This is a genomic window from Streptomyces sp. NPDC030143 (genome assembly GCF_055573695.1).
This window is the reverse complement of record NZ_JBVIAY010000007.1, coordinates 235,645-258,375: the sequence shown is the minus strand read 5'-3', so window position 1 is coordinate 258,375 and position 22,731 is coordinate 235,645. Positions and strand designations below refer to the sequence as shown.

20 protein-coding genes are annotated in these 22,731 nt (G+C 73.4%); 7 read left to right on the top strand and 13 right to left on the bottom strand.

Annotated elements, in window-relative coordinates; all coding sequences use genetic code 11:
- Positions 1 to 38: 38 nt before the first annotated feature.
- Complete coding sequence (locus tag ACZ4YY_RS15510; protein WP_468289231.1) at positions 39 to 1,103, top strand: GlxA family transcriptional regulator; 1,065 nt, start codon at positions 39 to 41, stop codon at positions 1,101 to 1,103.
- A 22-nt stretch (positions 1,104 to 1,125) separates the two neighbouring features.
- On the opposite strand, the gene ACZ4YY_RS15505 is transcribed toward ACZ4YY_RS15510, so the two are convergent.
- From ACZ4YY_RS15505 to ACZ4YY_RS15495, 3 genes are read right to left on the bottom strand one after another with little or no spacing between them, the layout of a single operon-like run.
- Positions 1,126 to 2,175, bottom strand: a complete 1,050-nt coding sequence (locus tag ACZ4YY_RS15505) for a Zn-dependent alcohol dehydrogenase (protein WP_468289228.1) — start codon at positions 2,173 to 2,175, stop codon at positions 1,126 to 1,128.
- A gap of 8 nt (positions 2,176 to 2,183) precedes the next feature.
- The gene (locus ACZ4YY_RS15500) at positions 2,184 to 3,302 is read right to left on the bottom strand and encodes an acyl-CoA dehydrogenase family protein (RefSeq protein ID WP_468289476.1); all 1,119 of its coding nucleotides are present in this window, start codon (positions 3,300 to 3,302) and stop codon (positions 2,184 to 2,186) included.
- A 56-nt stretch (positions 3,303 to 3,358) separates the two neighbouring features.
- A complete protein-coding gene (locus ACZ4YY_RS15495) occupies positions 3,359 to 4,273 on the bottom strand; it encodes an SDR family oxidoreductase (RefSeq protein WP_468289226.1) in 915 nt (304 codons plus the stop codon).
- A gap of 86 nt (positions 4,274 to 4,359) precedes the next feature.
- On the opposite strand from ACZ4YY_RS15495, the gene ACZ4YY_RS15490 reads away from it, so the two are divergent.
- Positions 4,360 to 5,286, top strand: coding sequence for a cyclase family protein (locus ACZ4YY_RS15490; RefSeq protein ID WP_468289223.1), 927 nt, complete (start codon positions 4,360 to 4,362; stop codon positions 5,284 to 5,286).
- Positions 5,287 to 5,783: 497 nt separating this feature from the next.
- On the opposite strand, the gene ACZ4YY_RS15485 is transcribed toward ACZ4YY_RS15490, so the two are convergent.
- The 4 genes from ACZ4YY_RS15485 to ACZ4YY_RS15470 all read right to left on the bottom strand — a co-directional run bounded on the left by ACZ4YY_RS15485 (position 5,784) and on the right by ACZ4YY_RS15470 (position 10,044).
- A complete protein-coding gene (locus ACZ4YY_RS15485) occupies positions 5,784 to 6,254 on the bottom strand; it encodes an ATP-binding protein (RefSeq protein WP_468289473.1) in 471 nt (156 codons plus the stop codon).
- A gap of 542 nt (positions 6,255 to 6,796) precedes the next feature.
- Entirely contained in the window at positions 6,797 to 7,702 is a 906-nt protein-coding gene (locus ACZ4YY_RS15480; RefSeq protein WP_468289221.1) for an acyl-CoA dehydrogenase family protein, read from the bottom strand.
- Positions 7,703 to 7,711: 9 nt separating this feature from the next.
- A complete protein-coding gene (locus ACZ4YY_RS15475; RefSeq protein WP_468289218.1) occupies positions 7,712 to 8,845 on the bottom strand; it encodes an acyl-CoA dehydrogenase family protein in 1,134 nt (377 codons plus the stop codon).
- Entirely contained in the window at positions 8,845 to 10,044 is a 1,200-nt protein-coding gene (locus ACZ4YY_RS15470) for an amidohydrolase family protein (RefSeq protein ID WP_468289215.1), read from the bottom strand. The genes ACZ4YY_RS15475 and ACZ4YY_RS15470 overlap by 1 nt, the downstream gene beginning before the upstream one ends.
- A gap of 152 nt (positions 10,045 to 10,196) precedes the next feature.
- Between ACZ4YY_RS15470 and ACZ4YY_RS15465 the strand changes: the two genes are divergently transcribed.
- Complete coding sequence (locus ACZ4YY_RS15465) at positions 10,197 to 11,705, top strand: class I adenylate-forming enzyme family protein (protein ID WP_468289212.1); 1,509 nt, start codon at positions 10,197 to 10,199, stop codon at positions 11,703 to 11,705.
- Positions 11,706 to 11,751: 46 nt separating this feature from the next.
- Here ACZ4YY_RS15465 and ACZ4YY_RS15460 read toward each other — a convergent pair whose 3' ends face one another.
- Both ACZ4YY_RS15460 and ACZ4YY_RS15455 read right to left on the bottom strand, forming a co-directional pair.
- Positions 11,752 to 12,264 (bottom strand): EF-hand domain-containing protein, encoded by a 513-nt coding sequence (locus ACZ4YY_RS15460; protein WP_468289209.1) that lies wholly within the window; start codon positions 12,262 to 12,264, stop codon positions 11,752 to 11,754.
- 456 nt (positions 12,265 to 12,720) lie between these two features.
- Positions 12,721 to 13,101 (bottom strand): STAS domain-containing protein, encoded by a 381-nt coding sequence (locus ACZ4YY_RS15455; RefSeq protein WP_468289206.1) that lies wholly within the window; start codon positions 13,099 to 13,101, stop codon positions 12,721 to 12,723.
- Between the two features lie 313 nt (positions 13,102 to 13,414).
- Between ACZ4YY_RS15455 and ACZ4YY_RS15450 the strand changes: the two genes are divergently transcribed.
- The gene (locus ACZ4YY_RS15450) at positions 13,415 to 13,996 is read left to right on the top strand and encodes a sigma-70 family RNA polymerase sigma factor (protein ID WP_468289203.1); all 582 of its coding nucleotides are present in this window, start codon (positions 13,415 to 13,417) and stop codon (positions 13,994 to 13,996) included.
- Positions 13,993 to 15,339, top strand: coding sequence for a maleylpyruvate isomerase N-terminal domain-containing protein (locus ACZ4YY_RS15445; RefSeq protein WP_468289200.1), 1,347 nt, complete (start codon positions 13,993 to 13,995; stop codon positions 15,337 to 15,339). Before ACZ4YY_RS15450 ends, ACZ4YY_RS15445 begins: the two co-directional genes overlap by 4 nt.
- 82 nt (positions 15,340 to 15,421) lie before the next feature.
- Here the strand turns inward: ACZ4YY_RS15445 and purU are convergent, their stop codons facing one another.
- Both purU and ACZ4YY_RS15435 read right to left on the bottom strand, forming a co-directional pair.
- Positions 15,422 to 16,306, bottom strand: a complete 885-nt coding sequence (gene purU, locus ACZ4YY_RS15440; protein WP_468289197.1) for a formyltetrahydrofolate deformylase — start codon at positions 16,304 to 16,306, stop codon at positions 15,422 to 15,424.
- A 46-nt stretch (positions 16,307 to 16,352) separates the two neighbouring features.
- Positions 16,353 to 16,853, bottom strand: coding sequence for an SCO4402 family protein (locus ACZ4YY_RS15435; protein ID WP_468289194.1), 501 nt, complete (start codon positions 16,851 to 16,853; stop codon positions 16,353 to 16,355).
- A 117-nt stretch (positions 16,854 to 16,970) separates the two neighbouring features.
- Between ACZ4YY_RS15435 and ACZ4YY_RS15430 the strand changes: the two genes are divergently transcribed.
- A complete protein-coding gene (locus tag ACZ4YY_RS15430; protein ID WP_468289191.1) occupies positions 16,971 to 18,305 on the top strand; it encodes an ABC transporter substrate-binding protein in 1,335 nt (444 codons plus the stop codon).
- Positions 18,306 to 18,396: 91 nt separating this feature from the next.
- On the opposite strand, the gene ACZ4YY_RS15425 is transcribed toward ACZ4YY_RS15430, so the two are convergent.
- Both ACZ4YY_RS15425 and ACZ4YY_RS15420 read right to left on the bottom strand, forming a co-directional pair.
- On the bottom strand, positions 18,397 to 20,172 hold the full coding sequence (locus ACZ4YY_RS15425; protein ID WP_468289188.1) for a hypothetical protein: 1,776 nt from the start codon (positions 20,170 to 20,172) through the stop codon (positions 18,397 to 18,399).
- Positions 20,173 to 20,372: 200 nt separating this feature from the next.
- Positions 20,373 to 21,758: a transcriptional regulator gene (locus ACZ4YY_RS15420; RefSeq protein ID WP_468289186.1), complete on the bottom strand. Its 1,386-nt coding sequence runs from the start codon at positions 21,756 to 21,758 to the stop codon at positions 20,373 to 20,375.
- Positions 21,759 to 22,048: 290 nt separating this feature from the next.
- Between ACZ4YY_RS15420 and ACZ4YY_RS15415 the strand changes: the two genes are divergently transcribed.
- A complete protein-coding gene (locus ACZ4YY_RS15415; protein WP_468289183.1) occupies positions 22,049 to 22,711 on the top strand; it encodes a bifunctional DNA primase/polymerase in 663 nt (220 codons plus the stop codon).
- Positions 22,712 to 22,731: the final 20 nt, after the last annotated feature.

The window sequence follows — 22,731 nt, the reverse complement described above, 5'->3', positions numbered from 1 at the left end:
CGAGTGGCCCGAAGGTCAGCATTCGTTAGGATCGGGCCATGGAATCGGCCACTGGCACCCCCGGCTCGCGCCCGCACCGCGTCGTCGTCCTCGCCCTCGACGGGCTGCTCCCCTTCGAGCTGGGCATCCCGCACCGCATCTTCGGCCGCCCCAAGGGTCCCGACGGACAGCACCTGTACGAGGTCGTCACCTGCTCCGTACGGCCTCCCGGACCCGTCGAGACCGACGCCGATTTCGCCATCGACGTCGCCCACGGCCCGGAGGCCCTCGCCACCGCCGACACCGTGATCGTCCCGGCCTCGTACGAACTCGGCCCGGTCTTCGAGGAGGGCGTGCTGACCGAGGACCTGGCCGCCGCCCTCGCGCACGTCCGGCCCGGCACCCGCCTCGCCTCCATCTGCACCGGCGTGTACGTGCTGGCCGCCGCCGGCTTCCTGGACGGCCGGCCCGCCACCACCCACTGGGCCGACGCCGACCGTCTCCAGCGGCTCTTCCCGCGCGTCGAGGTCGACCGGGACGTGCTGTTCATCGACGACGGCGACATCCTCACCTCGGCGGGTGTGGCCGCCGGCATCGACCTGTGCCTGCACATGGTGCGCCGCGACCACGGCACCGCCGTCGCCAACGAGGTCGCCCGCCGCACGGTCGTGCCGCCGCACCGCGACGGCGGGCAGGCGCAGTACATCGAGCGCCCCGTGCCCGACCCGCAGCAGGCCGGCACGACCTCCGCGCGCGCCTGGGCGCTCGGCCGCCTCCACGAGCCGATCCAGCTGCGGGACATGGCCGCCCAGGAGTCCATGTCGGTGCGCACCTTCACGCGCCGCTTCCGCGAGGAGGTCGGCCTCAGCCCCGGCCAGTGGCTCACCCAGCAGCGGGTCGAACGGGCCCGGCACCTCCTGGAGTCCACCGACCTGTCGATCGACCAGGTGGCCCACGACGCCGGCTTCGGCACCGCCCAGTCGATGCGCCAGCACCTCCAGACGGCGCTGGGGGTCACGCCGACGGCGTACCGGCGCACCTTCCGGACCACCCCGCGGCAGGCCCGGGAACTCCCTCGGCCGACCGCGCCACGGCATCGGTCCCGCACCCTGACGGGCCCCTGAGCGAAGCACGGCCGCCTCAGGCTCAGAAGGTCAGGACGGCCCGGGCCACCCGTCCCGCCTCCGCGTCCGCCGCCGCCTTCGCGAAGTCCTCGACCGGGTACGTGGCCGTCACCAGTTCGTCGAGCAGCAGCCGGCCTTCGCGGTAGAGCTCCGCGTACAGCGCGATGTCCCGCTGGGGGCGGGAGGAGCCGTAACGGCAGCCCAGGATGGACTTGTCGAGGTACAGCGAGGAGACGAGGAAGGAGGCCTCCGCGCCGGTCGGCGGCACACCGAGCAGGACGGCCTGGCCGTGGCGGTCCAGCAGGTCGACGGCCCGACGGACGAGTTCCACCCGCCCCACACACTCGAACACGTGGTCGGCGCCGGTCGGCAGGAGGTCCCTTACGCCCTCCGTGGAGGTGAGGAAGTCCGTGGCGCCGAACCGCCGCGCCACCGCCTCCTTGCCCGGATTGGCGTCGACGGCGACGATCCGCGAGGCGCCCGCGATCCGCGCGCCCTGCAGCACGTTCAACCCGATCCCGCCCGTCCCGATGACGACGACGCTCTCGCCGTGCCCGACGCGCGCCCGGTTGAGCACGGCACCGACGCCGGTCAGCACCCCGCACCCGATCAGCGCGGCCGACGGCAGCGGAAGGTCCTTCGGGACCCGGACCGCCTGCACCGCCTTCACCACCGTCCGCTCGGCGAAGGCGGAGTTGGACGCGAACTGGTGGACAGGGCGCCCCGCGCGCGTGAAGGGCCTCCCCGGCCGGCCGATGGCCTGCCGGCACATCGTGGGCCGCCCCCGGTCGCACTCCGGGCACGTGCCGCAGTTGGCGAGCGTGGACAGCGAGACGTGGTCGCCCGGTGCGACGTGCGTGACTCCGGCCCCCACCGCCTCCACCACACCCGCGCCCTCGTGCCCGAGCACCACCGGCGCCGGGAACGGGATCGTCCCGTCGACCACGGACAGGTCGCTGTGGCACAGTCCGGCCGCCGCCACGGCGACGAGCACCTCCCCGGGCCCCGGCTCCCGTACCACCAGGTCGTCCACGACCTCGGCCCGCTCCCCGTCGAACACCACGCCACGCATCGCGTCCCTCACCGTCCCCTGGGTTGTCCGGGCAGGCCGAGCACCCGCTCGGCGATGATCGTGCGCTGCACCTGGTCCGAGCCGCCGTAGACGGTGTCGGCCCGCGAGAACAGGAACAGGTGCTGCGCCTCGTCGAGCGCGTACGGCAGGTCGGGCGACCAGTCCGACGGGCCCACCGCGGCCGCGGCGCCCCGCACCTGAACGGCCAGCTCCCCGAGCCGCTGATGCCAGCCCGCCCACAGCAGCTTGGCCACACTGGGCGCGCCCGGCCCGCCCGAACCCCCCAGCGTCCGCAGCGCGTTCCAGCGCATCGCCCGCAGCTCGGCCCACAGCGTGACGAGCCGGTCCCGTACGACGGGATCGTCGGCGGCGCCCGTCGCGACGGCCGTGCGGACCACGCGCCCCAGTTCCTCGGCGAAGCCGATCTGCTGGGCCAGCGTGGACACCCCGCGTTCGAAGCCGAGGAGGCTCATCGCGACCCGCCAGCCGTCGCCCTCGGCGCCGACGAGATGGTCCGCGCGCGCGTGGGCGCCGTCGAAGAAGACCTCGTTGAAGTCGCTCGTGCCGGTCATCTGCCGGATCGGCCGCACGTCGATCCGGCCGGGCTGGTCCATCGGCACGAGGAGGAAGCCCAGCCCGCGGTGGCGCGTCGACTCTGGGTCGGTGCGGGCCAGCACGAAGCACCAGTCGGCCTCGTGCGCGAGGGAGGTCCAGATCTTCTGCCCGGTGACCCGGTAGCCCGTCCCGTCCGGGGTCCGTTCGGCCTTCGTGCGGATACCGGCGAGGTCGGACCCGGCGCCGGGTTCGCTGTAGCCCTGGCACCAGAGTTCGGCGCCGGCCGCGATCGGCGGCAGGAAGCGGGCCTTCTGCGCGGGGCTGCCGTGTGCGAGGAGGGTGGGCGCCAGCAGGTTCTCCCCGATGTGCCCGGACCGCGGCGGGGCACCGGAGCGCGCGTACTCCTCGGCCCAGGCGACCTGTTGGGTGAGGCTCGCGGTCCGGTTGCCGTATCCGGCCTCGCCCCATCCGAGACCGATCCACCCGGCCGCGCCGAGGGTGCGCTCCCAGGTGCGCCGGTCGCCGGCGCGTCCGGCATGGGCGGCGAGCCAGGCACGCGCCTCGGCCCGCATCGCGTCGTCCTCGGCTGTGATGGCGAAATCCACGTTCACCTCCGGCGTCCATCCGCTCACGCGTTCGGGCGGGCCCCTTCCCGGGCCGCCCGGGCCATCTCCCCCACCCGCTCCAGCATCGGCATCGGGTCCACCCCCACCGACCCGGGCAGGGCCTCCGCTATCCGCTCCGGGGTCCAGGGACCGCCCTGCGCGTGGGCCGACCGCAGTTCCCGCGGCTGCGCCCACACCGCGATCTTCGCACCGGCGACCGTGTAGACCTGCCCGGTTATCCCCAGCTCCCGCGCGCGGTCCGACAAGAGGTAGATCACCATGGCGGCGACGTCCTCCGGCTCGCCGATCTCGGCCAGTTCCGTCGGCACCCCCGCCGACATCCGCGTCCGCGCGACGGGCGCGACCGCGTTGGCGGTCACCCCGTACCTGTGCAGCCCGAGGGCCGCGCTGCGCACCAGCGAGATGATCCCGCCCTTGGCCGCGCTGTAGTTGGCCTGCGACACCGACCCCTGGTGGTTGCCGCTGGTGAAGCCGATGAGCGTGCCGGAGCGCTGGGCGCGCATCACGGCGGAGGCGGCCCGGAAGACGGTGAAGGTGCCCTTCAGATGCGTGGCGACCACCGGGTCCCACTCCTCCTCGGACATGTTGAACAGCATCCGCTCGCGCAGGATCCCGGCCACGCACACGACGCCGTCGAGCCGCCCGTACTCCGACACGGCGGTGTCCACGACGCGTTGTCCGCCGGCCATGGTGGAGATGTCGTCGGCGACGGCGACGGCCCCGCCGCCGGCCGCCTCGATCTCCTTGACGACGGCCTCGGCCACCTCGCTGGTGGGCGAGGCGCCGTCCACGGAGACGCCGTAGTCGTTGACGACGACCCGCGCGCCCTCGGCGGCCGCCGCCAGTGCCACCGCCCGGCCGATACCCCGGCCGGCGCCCGTCACGGCGACGACCTTGCCGGCCAAGAAGTTCCCCATGCTCGGCCCCTTCCCACGGTTTCTGACGGACCGTTAGATTTTATGTCCCGCCGGACGGTCGAGGACAAGCCCCGGGGAGGCACCGGATGGCACTGCCGGAGGAGTTCCACGCCATCGCCCAGCGCGTCAACAACTGGGGCCGCTGGGGGGCCGACGACGAGATCGGCACCCTCAACCTGATCACCGACGAGGTCGTGCGGCGGGCGGTCGCCGAGGTGCGCACCGGCCGGCGGGTCCCGCTGGCCCTCCCGCTCAAGGAGGACGGCGTGCAGACCGGGATGATCCCGGGGCGGGTCAACCCCCTGCACGTGATGGTGCAGATCAACCAGGAGCTCTTCGGGCCCGGTTCGGTGGCGTGCAGCGACGACGCGGTGACCATGGGGCTCCAGGCCGCCACCCACTGGGACGCGCTGACGCACGTCTCGCACGCGGGCCGCCTCTACAACGGCCGCCCGGCCACCGGCATCACCGCGCACGGCGGCGCCGGGTTCGGCGGCATCGACAAGGCGCGGCACGTCGTCTCGCGCGGGGTGCTGCTGGACGTGGCACGCGCGCGGGGCGTCGACCGGCTGGACGGCGCGCACGCGGTCACCCCGGAGGACCTGGAGGCGGCCGAGGAGCTGGCCGGGACGCGGGTGCGGGCAGGCGACATCGTGCTCGTGCGGACCGGTCAGGTGCGGGCCTACCTGGCCGGGGACAGGCACGGCTACGCGCACCCGTCGCCCGGGCTGTCGGTGCGCGCGCCGGAGTGGTTCCACGCGCGGGACGTGGCGGCGGTCGCCAACGACACGCTCACGTTCGAGATCTTCCCGCCCGAGATCGAGGACCTGTGGCTGCCGGTGCACGCGCTCCACCTGGTGGAGATGGGGATGCTCCAGGGCCAGAACTGGAATCTCGAAAAGTTGTCCACAGCCTGTGGACAAGAGGGCCGCTACGCGTTCCTGCTGTCGGCGACGCCCGAGCCGTTCGTCGGCGGCACCGGATCGCCGGTGGCGCCGGTGGCCGTCCTGTGAACCCCCTCACCCCCGCCGAGACCCCCAGGGGCGCGGAGAACGACGAATGGTGGCGCGCATGTGCCCGCCCCGAGCACGGCACACTGCGCACCACCATCCGACTCGGCGTACCCTCCCCGCTCTCGACCGCGCCCGAGCGGGGGCCCCGTCGGCATCCCCTCGACCCTGCGGGGACCGACGCCGAATCGCGACCCGCACTCGGCGAGGGCCTCCGTCACCGAAGCCCTCGTCGTCCCCTCGCGGCGAATCGCTGACCACAAGCGTGATCAAACGGACACGAGTCGTCAACACCCGATCGGGGATTCATCACGTACGCACCCTTTGTCATGGGCGCGCACGGAAGCACACCCGGGCGCATCGAGCCCCGCCGGGAGTCGGACGACAGCGCTTTCTGCCCCCGTGCTCCGTCACCTGACGGGCCGTCGACCCGCCGTCCCCCCCGTGCGCCGCCTCCGCCGTGCGCCGCCTCCGCCGTGCGCCACCTCCGCCGTGCGCCGTCACACCGCCTCGTAGGCGAACCCCTCGTACGTCGGCCCCTGGCAGGCGGGCCCCTCGCCCTCGGCCTTGCTCACGCCGGGCGGGGCGCACCGGTCGAGTTCGCACCAGATCCGCTTGCCGGGGCCCTCCATGGTCCAGCCCCAGCGGTCGGCGAGCCCGTCGACGAGGGCCAGGCCGCGCCCGCCCGTGGAGTCGTCGTCCACGCACCGGGGCACGGGCGCGCGGTCGCTGCGGTCGGCCACCTCCAGCCGGACGACGGCCCCCTCGGCCGTCCTGCCCGGCAGGGAGAGCCGCAGCACGGCCGCACGGCCCGTGTGCACGACGGCGTTGGTGACGAGCTCGGAGACGAGCAGGATCAGCGTCTCGGCGAGTGGTTCGTCGTCCCCTATTCCGGACCCGACGAGGCGCGAACGGGCCCACCGCCGGGCGCGACCCACCTCAGCGGGGTCGGGCCGGATCTCCAACTGCACTTGAAGCACCTGCACCGCTCACACCATCCGAACCGGCGGACACATGGCCGCGCGCCACGCGAGCCACGTGAGCCACGCGAGCACCATGACGACGAGGGCCACGATCGTAGCCATTTTCTGCATGGCCAGAACAACAGCCAGAGGCAGGGTGACGGAACGTGAATCCCTTACGGGACAGCTTGATTGACGTACAGTCACCTCAACAAGCGCTTCGGGCATATTCCAGCGCGAAGGAGTACCTGTACGGCATACTGTGCGACGCTCGCCGCGAGGAGTCGAACAGGCGGAGTACCGCGGCCTGTCCGGACAGGAGAACGCCCTGCGAGCAGGGGTGCACGCCGCGACGTCCGGCACCGCCCGGGGGGTGCCGCCGACACGGTTCGTACTCGGAACCACTCGCATCCCACAGAAGGTACCGGAGCGACTCCCCGACTCCATGCCGTGACGGGTCACGCGTAGGACACAACTGCATATCCACGCTCCGTGACGGCGGTATGCCACGATCCGCGACATGAGCCCCACAGGCCACTCACGTCACACCATCACCGCAGGCAGGAGCCCTGGGGCGGCCCTCCGGCCGGTTCGCCCAGCAGGTCCACCGCGAGCATCTCTTCACTCTCCGTGACATTTCCGGCACGTCGGGTGCGCACCCAGGCGCGCTTGAGCAGCAGGTGTGTCTCCGTCTCCCAGGTGAACCCCATCCCGCCGTGCACCTGGAGACAGTCGCGGGCACCGCGCACGGCGGCCTCGTCGGCGAGGAGGCGGGCGGCGGCGATGTCGGCCGGGTCGGCGGTGACGGCGGCCGCGTAGACCGCGGCCCGGGCCACCTCCACCCGCACCAGCAGCTCGGCGCACAGGTGCTTGACGGCCTGGAAGGCGCCGATCGGCCGCCCGAACTGCTCCCGCGTCCGAGCGTGTTGCGCGGCGAGCTCGCACGCGCGCGTGGCCGTGCCGAGTTGTTCGGCGGCGGTGAGCAGGACGGCGACCGGGTCGGCCGGCCGGGTGCCGGACGGCACCCGGTGCAGCGGGGTCAGCGGGTCCACCGACCGCAGCGGCACGGCACCGTCGGCCTCCCCGAGGACGACGTCGGCCTCCGCCAACCACTCCACCAGCCCGCCGTCGACGACCGCCACGACCGTCTCCCCGCTCGCCGCGCCCGGCACGGCCGCGGCCGCGAGATGGGTGGCCACCAGCGGTCCCGGCAGCAGCGCCCGGCCCGCCTCCTCGAACGCCAACACGGCCTCGGGCAGGCCCAGTCCGACCCCGCCCCGCGTCTCCGGCAGCCGCAGCGCGAAGAACCCGGCCTCCCCCAGCGCCCGCCACAGCCCCCGGTCGAGCCGCGGGTCGGCGACGGTCCGGCGCAGCGCCTCCCGGTCGAAGCGGCGCGCCAGCACCTCCCGCACCCCGGTGCGCAACGCCTTCTGGTCCTCGGTCAGTCGGAAGCGCATGCCCGCACGTCACCGCCCCTTCGGCAGTCCGAGGATCCGCTCGCCCACGATGTTGCGCTGGATCTGCGAGGTCCCGGCCGCGATGGTGTACGAGAGGGAGGACAGCCGGTCGAGCACCCAGGGCCGGCCGAGATCGAGGGCCGCGTCGCCGAGGACGTCGGCGGCGGTGTCGTACAGCTCCTGGCGGGCGTGCGAGTAGCTCAGCTTGAAGACCGAGCCCGTCACGCCGGGCACCCCGCCCGCGGCCTCGGCGGCGCTGACGTTCCACTGGGTGAGCCGCCACAACGCGCGGAAGCGGGCGTTGAGGGCGCCCAGCCGCCGCCGCAGCGCCGGGTCGTCCCAGCGGCCGTTGGCGCGTGCCTCGCGGGCGAGGTCGCCGAGGACGCGGCGGCAGGCGACGACCTCGCCGGCGAAGGCGGTGCCGCGTTCGAAGGACAGCGTCACCATGGTCACCCGCCAGCCGTCGTTCTCGGCGCCCACCCGGTGTGCGACCGGGACCCGCACCTCGTCGAGGAACACCTCGGCGAACTCGGCCGACCCGGCGAGCGTGCGCAGCGGCCGAACGGTGACGCCCGGGCTGTCCATGGGCAGCGCGAGCCAGGTGATGCCCCGGTGCTTCGGCGCGTCCGAATCGGTGCGCACGAGGAGTTCGCACCAGTCGGCGACCTCGGCGTGCGACGTCCAGATCTTGGACCCGCTCACCACGTAGCAGTCGCCGTCGCGCCACGCGCGCGTGCGCAGGGCGGCGAGGTCGGACCCGGCGCCCGGTTCGCTGAAGCCCTGGCACCAGACCTCCTCGCCGCGCAGGATCGGCGGCAGCCAGCGCTCCCGCTGGGCGGCCGTGCCCTCGGCGGCGATCGTCGGACCGGCGTGCAGCAGCCCGACGAAGCCGGCGCCCACGTAGGGGGCTCCGGCCCGTTCCGTCTCCTCCAGGAAGATCAGCCGGACGGTGGGGGTGGCGTCCCAGTGCACGTGCGCGTACCCGGCGTCGTACAGCCTGCGCTGCCAGCCGAGGTCGTAGGCGCGGCGGGCCGGCCAGTCGTCGGGCGGCGGCCTGTCGGGCAGCGCCGGGAGTTCCTTCGTCAGCCACTGTCTGAGGCGGGCGCGGAACTCCGCCTCCTCCGGGGTGTCCGCGAGGTCCATCAGGCGTCGAGGTCGAGGCCGAGCATGCGGATCGCGTTGCCCCGCATCAGCTTGTGGACCGTCTCCTCGTCGAGGCCCTTCACATGGTCGAGGGCGACCTCCTTGGTGTGCGGGAAGGTCGAGTCGACGTGCGGGTAGTCGGTCTCGAAGGTGGCGTTGTCCCGCCCCACCACGTCCAGGGACGCCACCCCGTGCTTGTCGCGGAAGAAGCAGCAGAAGACCTGCCGGTAGTAGTAGGTGGACGGCGGCTCGGGGACCAGGTCGCGGACCCCGCCCCAGGCGCGGTGCTCCTCCCACACGTCGTCGGCGCGTTCCAGGGCGTAGGGGATCCAGCCCATCTGGCCCTCGGAGTAGGCGAGCTTGAGGGCCGGGAAGCGCACCAGGACACCGCTGAAGAGGAAGTCCATCATCGACGCCATGGCGTTGTTGAAGGACAGCGAGGCCTGGACGGCGGGCGGCGCGTCGGGCGAGGCGGCCGGCATCTGCGAGCTGCTGCCGATGTGCATGTTGACGACCGTTCCGGTCTCCTCGCAGACGGCGAAGAAGGGGTCCCAGTAGCCGGAGTGGATGGACGGCAGCCCCAGGTGGGTGGGGATCTCGGAGAAGGTCACCGCGCGCACCCCGCGGGCGGCGTTGCGCCGGATCTCGGCGACCGCCAGGTCGATGTCCCACAGCGGGATCAGGCACAGCGGGATGAGCCGCCCGCCGCTGTCGCCGCACCACTCCTCCACCATCCAGTCGTTGTAGGCGCGCACACAGGCGAGGGCGACCTCCTTGTCGTGCGCCTCGGCGAAGGTCTGGCCGCAGAAGCGGGGGAAGGTCGGGAAGCAGAGGCTGGCCTCGACGTGGTTGAGGTCCATGTCCTGGAGCCGGGCGACGGGGTCCCAGCAGCCGCGCCGCATCTCCGCGCGGGTGATGCCCTCCAGGGTCATCTGGTCGCGGTCGAAGCCGACGGCGGCGATGTTGCGTTTGTAGGGGAACCTCAGGTCCTCGTAGACCCACCAGTCGGTGGGCGGGCCGTCCGGGTCCATCGTGATCCGGTACTTGCCGCCGACGTACGCCAGGTCCCCGATCCCGGCGGTGAGGGGCTTGGGGCCGCGGTCGCGGTACTTGGCCGGCAGCCAGGTGTCGAAGAGGTGTGCGGGCTCGATGACGTGGTCGTCGACGCTGATGATGCGGGGCAGTTCGGCTTGGGCCATGGGGTTCCCCACCTCTGTATCTGATGGACCGTCAGATCGGCCGTCGCAAGCAGGCTAGTGCCACACCCCTGGACCGACAAGGCGCCCGGCCCTACGCTCTGCCCACGATCTGACTGTCCGTCAGATCTTGTGTCCGCCGACAAGGGGCCGCCGTGACCGACACCGCCCACGCGCTGAGCGCGTCCCGCACTCTCTGGGAGCTCCTGGCCCGCCGCGCCGCCCTCACCCCCGACCGTCCGGTCCTCCTCCAGGGCGACCGCTCGCTGACCTTCGGCGAGCTGTGCGCGCGGGCCGAGCGGACCGCGGCCGGCCTGTACGAGCGTGGGGTGCGCCCCGGCACGGTCGTCGCCTGGCAGCTGCCCACCCGCCCCGAGACGGTCGTCCTGTCCTTCGCGCTGGCCCGCCTGGGCGCCGTCCAGAGCCCCGTCATCCCCTTCTACCGGGACCGCGAGGTCGGCTTCGCGCTGCGCGAGTCGAAGGCCGAGTACTTCGCGGTGCCGGGCGTGTGGCGTGGCTTCGACCACGGCGCCATGGCTCGGCGGCTGGGCGCCGAGGGCGTCTTCGAGGCGTACGACGACCTCCCCGACGGCGACCCGTCCGTGCTGCCCCCGCCGCCCGCCGACGGCACCCGCGTCCGCTGGATCTACTGGACCTCCGGGACGACGTCCGCGCCCAAGGGCGTGCTGCACACCGACCGTTCCCTGATCGCGGGCGGCTCCTGCCTCGCCCACGCGCTGCGGCTGTCCGCCGACGACGTCGGCTCGATGGCCTTCCCCTACGCGCACATCGCCGGGCCCGACTACACGGTGATGCTGCTGCTGTACGGCTTCCCCTCGGTGATGTTCGAACAGTTCGCCCTGCCGGAGGCGCTCGCGGAGTACCGCCGGCACGGGGTGACCGTGGCGGGCGGGTCGACGGCGTTCTACTCGATGTTCCTCGCCCAGCAGCGCGAACGGCCGGACACGCCGCTGATCCCCTCGCTGCGGCTGCTCGCCGGCGGCGGGGCGCCGAAACCGCCCGAGCTCTACCACGCGGTCGTCCGCGAGATGGGCGTGCAGCTCACCCACGGGTACGGGATGACCGAGGTGCCGATGATCACCATGGGGTCACCGGACGACACCCCCGAGAACCTCGCGACGACGGAGGGGCGGCCGCCGGAGGGCATGGAGATACGGATCGTGGACGGGGAGGTGCGGCTGCGCGGGGAGGCGGTGTGCCGGGGCTACCTGGACCCGGAGCAGACCGCCGAGGCCTTCGACGAGGAGGGGTTCCTGCGCACCGGCGACCTCGGACACCTCACCGCCGACGGCCATCTGGTCCTCACCGGCCGGCTGAAGGACGTCATCATCCGCAAGGGCGAGAACATCTCGGCCAAGGAGATCGAGGACCTGCTGCACGCCCACCCGGCGGTGGGCGACGTGGCGGTCGTCGGCCTGCCGGACGCCGAGCGCGGCGAGCGGGTGTGCGCGGTGGTCGAGCAGCCCGCCGGGGCCGAGGAGCTGACCCTGGAGGCGGTGACCGCGTACCTGCGCGCGGAAGGGCTGTCCGTGCACAAGCTGCCGGAGCAGCTGGAGCTGGTGGACGCCCTTCCGCGCGGCGAGACGCTGCGCAAGGTGCTGAAGTACGAACTGCGCGAACGCTTCACGGCCGGCGGACGGTGACGCCGCCCGGGGCCGGCCGGACAGCGGACGTCAGATCCGCCAGGGATTACTCGGGGACGGTGAAGTAACGCGCGAAGGCGGGCACGATCTCCGCCTCGCCGACCCTGCCGTCACCGTCGCCGTCGAGCGTGACGGCGGCCGCGTGGGCGACCTGCTCGGGAACGCCGAGGCAGCGCAGCACGCGCACGGTGTCCTCCACGGTGGCCGCCCCGTCGCCGTCGGTGTCGGCGAGGGCCAGGGCCGCGTGCAGGAAGGGGCGGGCGATCTCGGCGAACCGCTCGGGGTTGTCGCGCAGGCGCTTGACCGCGCCGCTGACGAACTCGTCCCGGGTGATGCGCTGGTCGCCGTCCCGGTCCGCCATGCCGGCCATGCCCTGCCAGAACGCCTCGGCACCGGCGTAGAGGGCCTGTCCCTTGTCCGACCGGGCCGGAGTGCCGAACTCGGCGAGCAGCGCCTTCGCGGCGGCGCCGAAGTCCTCCCGGTCGATGTAGCCGTTGCCGTCCTGGTCGAAAGTGGCGAACCGGCCGGCGATCCGGCGCTCGTACTCGCTGCTGACCATGCTTCTCGGGCCGCCTTACGTCGTCACGTGGGGGTGCTTCCAGGCAGGGAGCGTACGACGCCGGCGACGTCCGGGCGGCGGGAAGGTGAGCGTTGTGCCAAGACCGGGGGAATTCCGGGACAGGGGCGTGGCCGGGCCGTGACGCGGCAGCGGCAGCGGCAGCGGCAGCGGCAGCGGCAGCGGCAGCGGCAGCGGCAGCGGCAGCGGCAGCGGCAGCGGCAGCGGCAGGAGCGTACGGACGCCGGTGACCCGCCCGCGGGTGTGCCGGCCGGCTGCCGGACGGGTCCTGCCCCGCCCTTCGTCACCGCCGCGCGAGACGCACCGGACCGACGGGGACGCGGGACGCGGGACACGGGACACGGGACACGGGACGCGGGACGCGAGGGGGGAGGCCCGCCGCTGGGCACGCCACTGCGGGTAGGCGCCGCCGGGCGCACTCCGAGGTGCGGTCGGCTGCTACGCCGACAGGGGCTCGGTGTCGTCGCCCACGGCGTCGGCGACATCACCGTAGACGTCGAAGAGCCGGCGCACCCCGAGGGCGCCGAGGACCCGGTTGACGTGCGAGCCCTCCGCCGCGCCCCGGGCCGGCAGGATCAGACGCAGCCGGCCCCGGCAGGAACGGATGAGGCGGCGGGCGGCGATGAGCACGCCGACGCCGCTGGAGTCGCAGAAATGCACCTCGGAGAGGTCCAGGACGAGACTGTGGCGCCCCTCGGCCACCACGTCGTGCACCCGCTTGCGCAGCACGGGCGACGTCACCAGGTCCAGTTCGCCCGACACATGGAGCACGGCCCACCCGCCCCGCTCGCCGTCGGTCACTTCGAACGCCACGACCACGCCCTTCGCTCGCCAGAACGGAAGCTGTCCCTTCGCTTCCTCGCAGCGCGGCTGCCCAGCGGCCGTTCCCCGAAACGCCGAGCCAAAAACGAGAGATGAACGAAAGAGGCTTGTTTCCGTCACATTCGGTCCTGTTCGATCGCAACAGAACAGGCTTGATCACAAGGGGGTTGGGTAGGCACGGCCCATACCACCTGCCGGGGGACGGGGGGCGCACAATGCCACAAAGGGGCGTGCACTGTGGGACGTGCCGACTACATTCGAGGTGACGGTGGCAGCACGCTGGACGCGGACGGACGGGTGAGGGGGCCGCATGGCGACGGAGGACGCACCGCCCCGCTGGGACCGCAAGATGCAACAGCGGCTCGCGCGCGGGGAGGCTGCCGCCCTCGGCGAGCTTTACGACCGGTTCGCTTCGCTGGTGCACGGACTCGCCCACCGCGTGCTCGAAGACGAACGAGCCGCGGACGCCGTCACCCGCGAGGTCTTCGCCCACGTCTGGGCCCGGCCCGACTCCTACGACCCCAAGCAGGGGCCCCTGCGGACCTGGGTGGCCACCCTCACGCACCGCCTCGCCGTGCAGCGGCTGCGTGCCACCGAGACCGCGGCCCTCGCCGACGGCGCCCCCGGCACCACCGAGGAACTGGAGGACAAGGTCCGCCACGCCGCCGTCGCCGCCCGCGCCGACTACATCGTCCAGTCCATGCCCACGCCGCTGCGCGCCGCCCTGGAGCTGGCCTACTTCCAGCGCCGCGACTACCGCCAGACCGCCGCCGACCTGGGCGTCACCGAGGACGAGGCCCGCCGCCGGCTCCGCCTGGGTCTCCAGCTGCTCTCCACCGCCCACGACACCCCCGCCCCCGGCGCACCACCCGGATACGGAGGAGCGGCATGACCGACGAGGGCGCCTTCGAGCCGCGCGACCGCCACGGGACGGAGCGCGACACCGGGGACGGCCACCCCGGGCCACCGGACGCTCCGGGTGGCCCCCGTCCCTCCGCACCCGCCGGCACCCCGGACCCGGGACACCTCTCCGGGGTCCCGTACCCGCTTGCGCCCCCGCGGGCCTTCGTCGAGGAGGGTGCGACGCCGGTGCGCGAGCCGGTCCGCGGCGGTGCGTCCGGGTCGCTGCGTCTGGAGCACCCGGTACTGAAGGCGCTGCTGGGCGCGTGGGCGCTGGCGGCCTGCTCGGCCGAGGAGACCGCCGCCGTCGAGGACCACCTCGGCTCCTGCGGAACGTGCGCCGACGAGGCGCGCCGGCTGCGCGAGGCCGTCGGCCTGCTCCAGCGTCCCGAGAGCCTCGACCTCGACCCCGGCCTGCGCACCCGCGTCCTCGACGGCTGTCTGGACCGGCGGCCGCCCCGCATCCCGGTCCCCGGCTGGGCGGCCTCGTACGACGCCGAGACCGCCCGCCTCGACGCCCTGCTCCAGGACTTCGGGGAAGCCGAGTGGCACGCGCCCGTACGGCTGCGCTGGTACCGGGGCGAGGGGCCGACGAGCCGCCGGACGACCGTCGCGGGGGTCATCGCGCACCTGCTCGCCGTGGACGGCCTGGTCGCCGTCGCGCTCGGCCTCGACGACCCGCTGGGCGAGGCCAAGCCGACGGACACGCCCGCCGAACGCACCGAGGCGTTCTGGGACGCCTCGCACCTCCCGCCCACCCGTGACGTGCGGGGCCCGTGGCGCGAGCAGACCCACTCCGTCGTGCGCACGGTCTCCTTCACCGGCGGCGGCCCCGGCACCGTGCCCGTCTCGTACGGCGCCTTCGAGCTGCCCCTGCGGGACGCGCTGCTCGACCGGGCCTTCGAGTGCTGGGTGCACGCCGAGGACATCGCAGAGGCGGTCGACTACCCCTACGCGCCGCCCGCGCCGCGCCATCTGCACGGCATGATCGACCTGGCCGCCCGTATGCTGCCGGGCGCCCTCGCCGAGCGCCGCCGCGCGGGCCTCGCCTCCCCAACGGCCACCCGCCATCTCGTGCCCGCCGGCAGCCCCGGCCGCAGCCTGCGGCTGGAGATCGAGGGCTCGGGCGGCGGGCAGTGGCTCATTCCCCTGGACTCCCCGGCGGCGGTGGGCTCCGCCGACCACGAGGTGGCCCATGTCGCCCTGGACGACACGGAGTTCTGCAAGCTCGCCGCGGGCCATGTCCCTCCGGAGGAGGCGGCGGCGGGCCAGGTGGGGGACCGGGACGCCATCCGGGACGTGCTGCTGGCGGCGGCCTCCCTGAGCCGGATGTAGGCGGCTCCGCACGCCCTCGATGCGGGCGCACCCGACCCCCGGGCCGCCGCAGGCGAGCAGCCGGGCAGCCGGGAAACACCCCCTAGGCGAACACGACCGTCCGCCGCCCGTTCAGCAGGATCCTCCGCTCCGCGTGCCACTTCACCGCGCGGGCCAGGGCCTGGCACTCCACGTCCCGCCCGATCGCGACGAGCTGGTCCGGCGTGACGTCGTGCCCGACCCGCTCGACCTCCTGCTCGATGATCGGCCCCTCGTCGAGGTCGGCGGTGACGTAGTGCGCGGTCGCCCCGATCAGCTTCACGCCCCGGGCGTGCGCCTGGTGGTACGGCTTCGCGCCCTTGAAGCTCGGCAGGAAGGAGTGGTGAATGTTGATGATCCGCCCGCTGAGCTGCTTGCACAGGTCGTCCGAGAGCACCTGCATGTACCGGGCGAGGACGACCAGTTCGACGTTCTCCCCGCGGACGATCTCCAGCAGCTGCGCCTCGGCCTCGGGCTTGTTCTCCTTCGTCACCGGAAGGTGGTGGAAGGGAATGTCGTAAGAGCCCACCAGCTCGGCGAAGTCGGTGTGGTTGGACACCACCGCCGCGATCTCCACCGGCAGCGCTCCGATCCGCGCGCGGAACAGCAGGTCGTTCAGGCAGTGCCCGAACTTGCTGACCATGAGGACGATGCGCATCTTCTCGTCGGCCCGGTTGATCTGCCAGTCCATGTGGAAGGAGTCGCCGATCGCCGCGAAGCTCGCCCGCAGCTTGTCCACCGTCACCGGCGCCTCCGCCGAGAAGTGGACGCGCATGAAGAACAGACCCGTGTCGTGGTCCCCGAACTGCTGGCTGTCCTCGATGTTGCAGCCGGTCATGAACAAGTAGCTCGACACGGCGTGCACGATGCCCTGCTTGTCGGGGCAGGACAGGGTGAGGACGTACTGGTCGGCGGGGGCCGCCGCGGCTCGGGTGGACTGCTCACTCATGCAGGACAGGGTCTCACGTCCGTCGCGGGCCCCGGCCCGACGTCCGTCACGCGGAACGCGTCATGATCCGCAGCACCTCGAGCGTGCGCGGCGCCGCGTCCGGGTCCTCGCCGTCGGCCGCCGCCATCCGCACATGCGCGTCACGCGCCGCCCGCACCGCCTCCGGCCAGGCCTCGTGGTCGAGATAGGCGGAGACCGGCGCGTCCGGGCCGACCTGGTGCATGATCCGCAGCACCCGCAGGACGGCCGTGTCGACGAGGGCCGCCTCCTGCGAGTCGCGGAAGATCGTACCGACGTACTTCTCGGCGGACCAGTTGTCCAGCCAGGTGTCCTCGACCAGGCGGTACACGGCGTCGGTGACGTCCCCGTAGCCCTCCACACCGGCCAGCCAGACGTCGCGCTGGAACGCCGGGTCGGAGAGCATGTGCAGCGCGGAGCGCACATTGCTGCGCCAGCGCCACCACGGCATGTCGTTGAGTGGCATGCCGCCCATGGTGAACGAGCGACGGCCGCGACGGGAAGAGTTCTCCGAACCTTGCACGGTCACCGATCGTACGTTCTCGGCCTCGGGCGCCTCACCGGCCCCCGCAATTCACCTCTCGGTCACCTGTTGTCGACCATGGATGACGCGGAGGTTATCCATGTGACGGAATCGTGCGTGTCCATGACCGGCAGGCGACGCGCACGAAGCACCTTCCTCCCCGGGTTCACCCGCTTCACCAGATCCGCCAGAGCCACCGCCGTCTCGGCGGGTGCCCTGGTGGCCTGTGCGTCACTCGCCGCCGGGTGCGGGGTCGTCCCCGGTGCCACGGGGGGTTCCGGGGACGGCCCGATCGTCGTCATGACCTGGGCGCCCGAGGGCACGGCCGCCACGAACAAGCCCGGCATGCCCGCCTTCGCCCGCGCCTACGCCCGCTGGGTCAACGCCAACGGCGGGCTGAACGGCCGCGAGCTGACCGTCCTGACCTGCAACGAGCACAACGACGGGGTGAACGCCGCGAAGTGCGCCCGGCGCGCGGTCAAGGAGGGCGCGGTCGCCGTCGTCGGCTCCTACAGCCAGCACTCCGACGCCTTCTTCCCGCACCTGGAGGGCGCCGGCATCCCCTACATCGGCGGCTACGGCGTCACGAACGCCGAGTTCACCAGCCCGCTGTCGTACCCGGTCAACGGCGGGCAGCCCGCGCTGCTGGCGGGCCTCGGCAAGGAGCTCGCCGCGAGCTGCGGCCCGGTCGCGCTGGTCCGTCCGGACACCATCGCGGGCGACGCGCTGCCCACCATGCTCAACGCCGGACTGACGGCGGGCGAGCACGACACCGCCGACGACCGGCGGGCCCCGGAGGACTCCACCGAGTACTCGGAGCAGGCGCAGGCGGCCCTGGAGAAGGTCGCCGACGACGCCGCGAAGGGCGAGGCGTCCGGCCGGCCGGGCTGCGTGGTCCCCGCGCTCGGCGACCGCACCAGCACCTTCATGGACTCCTTCCGCCGCACCCGCGAGGACTACACGGCCGTGCGCACCGCCACCGTCCTCGGCAGCGTCGACCAGACCGTCATCGACTCCACCGGCGGGGCGTCGGGCCCGTACGAGGGCGCCTACGTCACCGGCTGGTACCCGGTGGCGAGCGATCCCCGCTGGGACGCGATGAAGAAGGTGATCAGCCAGGAGGCGTTCTCCGACACCCGTGTCGACGCCGGCGACACCGGCGTGCAGACCACCTGGATCGCGTACTCCGTGTTCCGGGCGGTCGTGGAGGCGCTGGGCGACGGCGAGGTGACCGCCACCAGCGTGCGCCACGCCCTGGACGACGGCCTGAAGGTGACCACCGGGGGCCTCACGCCGACACTGCGCTGGCAGTTCACCGACCGGCTCGCCTCCATCGGCTTCCCACGCCTGGTCAACGCCGACGTGACGCTCCAGGCGGTGAGACAGGGCCGGCTGGTGGCGGTCAAGACGGACTTCGTCGACACGACGGAGACGCTGGAGAACGCGGACATCGACTGAGCGGGACGCGGCGCCGACCGGGCGAGTGCGTGGCCGGGGACGCCGGCCGGGCGAGTGCGTGGCCGGGGGCGCCGGCGGGGGGAGCGGTCGCTCAGAGCTGGGTGGGCTGGCGCTGGGTCAGACCGTACGTCTTCGCGATCTCGTTCCACAGCTTGGCGGCCTGCTTCTTCTGCGCGCTGGCGGTGCCGCTCGCCCGGTTGCCGGCCTGCGTCTCGGGCGTGGTGCGGGCCTGCCCCTTCCGGCAGCCCTTCTTGTCGGCGGCCGTCTGGTCGGCCCAGGCCGCGTAGTGGTCGTCGGCCGACGCGGAGGCCTGCCACGCCTTGGTGAGGGCGGTGGTCAGGGCGGTGTGGTCCGGCAGCTTGTCGACGCTCAGCCCGGACAGCCGCGTCACCAGCCCGGTGCGCTGCTTGGCCGCCTCCCGCAGGTCGGTGGCGGCCTGCGCGAGGTTGGTACACGCCTTCACGTCCGCCACCGCGCTGATCACACTGGCCCGGCTGCTGCCGCTGTCCGCGAGCAGTTTGTCCAGGGCGATCGCCTGCTGCTCGGCGGGATCGGCGGACGCCGACGCCGATCCCTCGCTCGCGGGCGCCGACGCGGCGACGGTCTTGCCGTCGCCCTCCTGGTCGCTTCCGCCTCCGCCGCCGAGCAGCGCGCCCGCGCCGATCCCGACGACCGCGATGCCCACACCGATCGCCGCGAGCAGCGGCACCCTCGATCCCGTACGGCCGCCCCGGCCGCCACCGTGGTCATCGTCGTCCGTGCGTCTGCCGCGTCGCGGGCCCAGCGGGTCGGCGGGCGACTGCGGGGTGTGGGCCGGCCGGGGGGAGTAGCCCTCCGGCTCGGAGAAGCGCGGCAGTCGCTGTGTGGACGCGGCCGGCGCGTCGCCGCCCGGCCCGCTGCGGAAGAGGTTGTCGAACTCGGCGGGCGGCTGCCGGTCCGGCGCCTGTCCGGTCACGGGCGGTATGTACTGGGTGGCCTCGGCGTCGGGGTGCCCGGCGCCCGGCATGGGCCCGGGGACCTGTTGCGCCTGCTGCGAGCGGCCCAGGAAGTGCGTCGACTCCGACGGGCTCTCGGGCGGCAGTGCACCCGGTGCGACCGGCGGCAGGTACTGCGTGGCTCCCTCGTCCGCGGGAGCGGCGGCGACGGGCGGCAGGTACTGGGTCGCGCCCTCGTCAGCCGGAGCGGAGGCGACGGGCGGCAGGTACTGGGTCGCGCCCTCGTCCGCCGGAGCGGAGGCGGGCGGCGGCCCGGCCGTGACCGGCGGTATGTACTGCGTGGCCCCCTCGTCGACGGGCGGCAACGGCGCCCGCGCGGCGCCCTGCCCGTAGGACGACTGCGCGGACACGTCCTGCCCGTACGACGGCTGCGCGGACACGTCCTGCCCGTACGACGAGGGCTGCGCGGAGACGTCCTGCCCGTACGAGGGCTGCGCGGACACGTCCTGCCCGTACGAGGGCCGCGACGACTGCGCCGCGGACACGTCCTGCCCGTACGACGGTGTCGGGGCGCCCTCCGGCGGGAGGGGGCCCGCGCCCGGGTGGGGCCGGCCCCACGGGTCCGGGCCGGCCGACTGCGGGGCGTCCCACTGCTGGTCCGCGGGCAGCGGCCAGCCCTGCGCCTGGCCCGGCTGCTGCTCGGGGCCCCACTGCCCGCCCCAGGTCTGCCCGGACGGCGGCGCGGACGCCGACGGCGCCTCCTGCTGCCCGTACGTCTGCCGACCGCCGTAGGGGCCGGGCTGCGGAGCGTTCGCCCTGCCCTGGTCACCGGTCATGCCCGGCAGCAGCGGCTCGCCACCGTCGGAGGGCAGCACGATGCCTTCGCGCGCCTGCCGCGCCGAGGGCTCCTCGCCCTGTCCGCTCTGCGTCACCGGGACTCCTACGAATGGGGGACCTTCGGAATCGTCGGCTCACGCTACCGGGTCCCCGGAACCCCGTGCCACGCAGCTCAGGACGTGATCTCCCTTCCGGTGGGGTGCGTGACGGAACCGGAGCACCGTGCGCTGCGTCCGTCGCGCCCCTGGCGACGGCGGGCCGACAACGGCCGCTCACGCCCGGCGCCCCGGCCTCCTCACGCCGCGGCCTGAAGATCCAGTCGCGCGCCGAACTCCCTGACCACCGGCTCTTCCCGGAACGGCTCGAGCCGCTGCTGGAGGTCCTCCAGGTACTCGGCGCCCCGGTGGGAACGCAGGGTCTCCAGCAACTCCACCGCTTTCGTGCCGGTGTTGCAGGCCTGCTCGATCTCGCGCTGCTGCACCTGCGCCGTGGCCAACAGCACATACCCGATGGCCCGCCGCCGCGCCCGGCTGTCGGGGTGCCCGGCCAGGGACTGCTCCGCACAGCGCGCCGCCGCGTCGGCCTGTCCCAGATCACGGTGGCAGTGCGCCAACTCGTCGGCGAGGTAGGCCTCGTCGAAGTGCGCGATCCACGCCGGGTCGTCCCCGGCCGCCGGATCGGCCGCCTCCAGCGCCGACACCGCCCGCCCGGTCGCCGCCTGGGCCGCCCGTACGTCGCCCATGAGCGCGTGCCCGCGCGCCTCGGCGGCGTGGAACATCGACTCCGCCCGCGGAGTCACCCGCCCGCGCGCCCCCTCCTGCGCCGCCCGCGCCAACTGGGCGATCTCCCGCGGGTTTCCGAGCTGGGCGGCGAGATGGCTCATGGACGCGGCGAGCACGTACCCGCCGTAGCCGCGGTCGCCCGCCGCCTGCGCGAGCCGCAGGGCCTGGATGTAGTAGCGCTGGGCCAGTCCGGGCTGGCCGGTGTCGACGGCCATGTAGCCCGCCAGCTCCGTGAGACGGGCCACGGACGCGAACAGTTCACGCCCCACCGTCTCCCGGTAGGAACCGGCGAGCAGACCCGAGACGACGCTGTTGAGGTAGTGCACGACGACCGGGCGCACGTGCCCGCTGCCGTACTGGTGGTCCAGGTCGACCAGCGCCCGGGTCATCGCGCGCACGGCCGCCACGTCGGACATCCCCACCCGCGGCCCCGCCGAGCGGGCCACCTGGGCGTCCGGCGAGGAGATCAGCCAGTCCCGGCTCGGCTCGACCAGCGCCGAGGCCGCCACGGACGACCCGGACAGGAAGTCGCGCCGCCCCACGTCGCTGCGCCACAGCTCGCAGACCTGCTCGATGGCCCCCAGCACCGTCGGCGAGAACTGGAGACCGACACCCGACGCGAGGTTCTTGCCGTTGGCCATGCCGATCTCGTCGATCGTGACCGTACGGCCGAGCTTGCGGCCCAGGGCCTCGGCGATGATCGCCGGAGCGCGGCCCCGCGGCTGTTGTCCACGCAGCCAACGGGCCACCGACGTCTTGTCGTAGCGCAGGTCGAGGCCGTGCTCGGCGCCGCACATGTTGACCCGGCGGGCGAGCCCGGCGTTCGAGCACCCCGCCTCCTGGATGAGCGCCTGCAGCCGTTCGTTCGGCTGCCGCGCGACGAGAGGCCTTGCGGCCATTGGCACTACCCCCTGTGGCTGCGGTGCCTTCTTCCCGCGCACCGAGTTGATGTGTCTTCCACCGAAAAGTTCCGGCCGTGAAGATCAATGCCCCACGTACACGGCGAAAATGCGAGGCATGCGAGGATTGCCGGGGTAAAGGCGGAAGCCGTCCCCGATGCGTGCCTACCCGCTCCCGCGCCCGTTCCTGCCGCGCGCCCCCGCACATGCACCCATGCGCCCCGGACGCGGAGTCGATGCTCCTCCCCCGCGCACACGGGCCCGCGTAACCCCTGGTGACGGCTAGAGTTGTGTTCATCGTGGAAGAGACCATCGCGGGCGCCGACGCCGCTCAAATCCCGAAGCAGCGCGGGGAATCGCTGCTCGAAACCGCTGTCCGCTACGCCGAGGAGCGTCACTGGGACGTCGTTCCCGGCACCTGGCTGGAAGCCGTCGACGGGGTGCAGCGCTGCTCCTGCGGTGACGCCGCGTGCGCGGTGCCCGGGGCGCATCCCTCCCGGCCGGACTGGGCGACTCAGGCGACGGGCAGCGCGACCGTCGCCCGCCGCATGTGGCAGAAGCAGCCGACCGCCTCGATCCTGCTGCCCACCGGCCGGACCTTCGACGCGATCTCCGTGCCGGAGACGGCCGGGTTCCTGGCGCTGGCCCGGATGGAGCGGATGGAACTGACGCTGGGGCCGGTGACGTTGACGCCGGACCGGCGGATGCAGTTCTTCGTCCTGCCCGGGGCCTCGGCCAAGGTGCCCGACCTGGTGCGCAAGCTGGGCTGGTCGCTGTCCTCCCTCGACCTCGTCTCGCTCGGCGAGGGCGAGTACGTGGCGGCGCCGCCCACGCGGTTCGGGTCTCGAGGGGCCGTGCAGTGGGCCTGCCGGCCGACGCCCGCGAACCGGTGGCTGCCGGACGCGGAGGAGCTGATCTCGCCGCTCGCGTACGCGTGCGGGCGGGACCGGTAGTCCCGCTCGCCCCTCGGGGC

Excerpts from the sequence above, each read along its gene's own strand:
- ACZ4YY_RS15450 (WP_468289203.1), top strand. The coding sequence starts at position 13,415 with ATGGCGACGGAGGACGCACCGCCCCGCTGGGACCGCAAGATGCAACAG.
- ACZ4YY_RS15510 (WP_468289231.1), top strand. The coding sequence starts at position 39 with ATGGAATCGGCCACTGGCACCCCCGGCTCGCGCCCGCACCGCGTCGTC.
- ACZ4YY_RS15460 (WP_468289209.1), bottom strand. The coding sequence starts at position 12,264 with ATGGTCAGCAGCGAGTACGAGCGCCGGATCGCCGGCCGGTTCGCCACT.
- ACZ4YY_RS15490 (WP_468289223.1), top strand. The coding sequence starts at position 4,360 with ATGGCACTGCCGGAGGAGTTCCACGCCATCGCCCAGCGCGTCAACAAC.
- ACZ4YY_RS15495 (WP_468289226.1), bottom strand. The coding sequence starts at position 4,273 with ATGGGGAACTTCTTGGCCGGCAAGGTCGTCGCCGTGACGGGCGCCGGC.
- purU (WP_468289197.1), bottom strand. The coding sequence starts at position 16,306 with ATGAGTGAGCAGTCCACCCGAGCCGCGGCGGCCCCCGCCGACCAGTAC.
- ACZ4YY_RS15470 (WP_468289215.1), bottom strand. The coding sequence starts at position 10,044 with ATGGCCCAAGCCGAACTGCCCCGCATCATCAGCGTCGACGACCACGTC.
- ACZ4YY_RS15480 (WP_468289221.1), bottom strand. The coding sequence starts at position 7,702 with ATGCGCTTCCGACTGACCGAGGACCAGAAGGCGTTGCGCACCGGGGTG.
- ACZ4YY_RS15420 (WP_468289186.1), bottom strand. The coding sequence starts at position 21,758 with ATGGCCGCAAGGCCTCTCGTCGCGCGGCAGCCGAACGAACGGCTGCAG.
- ACZ4YY_RS15430 (WP_468289191.1), top strand. The coding sequence starts at position 16,971 with ATGACCGGCAGGCGACGCGCACGAAGCACCTTCCTCCCCGGGTTCACC.
- ACZ4YY_RS15505 (WP_468289228.1), bottom strand. The coding sequence starts at position 2,175 with ATGCGTGGCGTGGTGTTCGACGGGGAGCGGGCCGAGGTCGTGGACGAC.
- ACZ4YY_RS15500 (WP_468289476.1), bottom strand. The coding sequence starts at position 3,302 with ATGCGGGCCGAGGCGCGTGCCTGGCTCGCCGCCCATGCCGGACGCGCC.
- ACZ4YY_RS15475 (WP_468289218.1), bottom strand. The coding sequence starts at position 8,845 with ATGGACCTCGCGGACACCCCGGAGGAGGCGGAGTTCCGCGCCCGCCTC.
- ACZ4YY_RS15445 (WP_468289200.1), top strand. The coding sequence starts at position 13,993 with ATGACCGACGAGGGCGCCTTCGAGCCGCGCGACCGCCACGGGACGGAG.